The 1,385-nt window shown below is 72.9% G+C and carries 2 protein-coding genes; one reads left to right on the top strand and one right to left on the bottom strand.

Features of this window, described 5'->3' with window-relative positions:
* Window positions 1-180: 180 nt before the first annotated feature.
* The gene (locus NON22_RS24350) at window positions 181-1,086 is read right to left on the bottom strand and encodes a LysR family transcriptional regulator (protein WP_257389569.1); all 906 of its coding nucleotides are present in this window, start codon (window positions 1,084-1,086) and stop codon (window positions 181-183) included.
* Window positions 1,087-1,187: 101 nt separating this feature from the next.
* Here NON22_RS24350 and NON22_RS24355 point away from each other — a divergent pair.
* A partial coding sequence (locus NON22_RS24355) for an NAD(P)H-binding protein (RefSeq protein WP_257389570.1) occupies window positions 1,188-1,385 on the top strand: 198 nt, incomplete at its 3' end.

The raw sequence follows: 1,385 nt of genomic DNA on the forward strand, positions 1-1,385 counted from the left end.
GCCGCGCGCCTGGTGCCGGTCGACGCCGCGCCGTACGACGCGCTGACCGCGGGTTTCCGCGACGCGGCGGCCGGCCGCAAGGCGCTCGACGAACTGCTCTAGCGTTTCGCCGATCGCGCAGTCGTCGCGGCGCCGCGCGCGTGGCCGCGACGTCCTGACGACAGGCCGCGCGAAATCGGCCTACGGCAGCATGCCGGGCATGTCGGCGAAATACGCGGCGATCGCGGCCAGGGCATGCCGCACCTTGGCCGGCTGCGCGTCGCGCTGCGGCGTCAGCGCCCAGACGTCGAACGGCGGCAGCGCCCAATCGGGCAGCACGCGCGCTAGCCGTCCGGCGGCCAGGTCCGCGTGCGCGTCGGGACTGCCGATCAAGGCGATGCCGAGGCCGGCCGCGCACATCTGCTGCAACAGCAGCTGGTTGTTGCTCGCGACATTGGGCGACGGATGGACGGCGCGGCGCCGGCCGTCAGTGTGCTGCAGCTCCAGGCCGCGCGCGGCCGTGGCCGTGCCGCTCTGCGACAGCCAGGCGTGTGCTAGCAATTCCTCGGGGGCCTGCGGCAGGCCGCGGCGCTCGCGGTAGGCCGGTGCGGCGCAGAGCACGAGGGTCATCGCGCAGAGCCGGCGCGCTACCCAGCTCGAATCGGGCAGGCGGCCGACGCGGATCGCCAGGTCGATGCGCGCGTCGATCAGGTCGATCATCGCGTCGTCGACGAGCAGGCGCAGGCTCAGCGCCGGATGCGCGAGCAGCAGCGGCGTCAGCGCGGTCGCGAGATACGGACCGAAGCCGATCGGCGCGGCGACGCGCAGTTCGCCCGAGGGCTCGTCGCGCGTCGCGCGCAACTGCTGCTGGGCGCGCTCGGCCGCCTCGACCATCTGCGCGCATTCGGCATAGACGCGCGCGCCGGCGTCGCTGAGCGTGAGCTTGCGCGTGGAGCGGTGCAGCAAGGTGACGCCGTGCCAGCGTTCGAGCGCACGCACCTGCTGGCTCACGGCCGAGGCGCTGAGCCCGAGCTGCCGCGCGGCCGCGCTCATCGAGCCCTGGCGCACGACGGTTGCGAAGATGGCCAGGGCCCGGAGATCGTCCATCGTGAAGTCCAGCTTACAAATGATTGTGGGATGGACCGACTAATCGGCGCATTGTGAAGCGCCTATCGTGCTTCCGTCCAACTCACCCCAAGGAGCACCCCATGAAAATCGCCCTGATCGGCGCCACCGGCTTCGTCGGCGCGGCCGTCCTGCAGGAACTGCTGAGCCGCGGCCACGAGGTCTCCGCGCTCGTGCGTTCGCCCGAAAAGCTCGCCGCGCGCGCCGGCCTGACGCCGGTCCGCGTCGACGTGCGCGACGCGGCGGCAGTCGCCGCCGCGGTGCGCGGCGCCGACGCCGTC

Origin of the sequence: Tahibacter caeni (genome assembly GCF_024609805.1) — a bacterium.
GTDB lineage: Bacteria > Pseudomonadota > Gammaproteobacteria > Xanthomonadales > Rhodanobacteraceae > Tahibacter > Tahibacter caeni.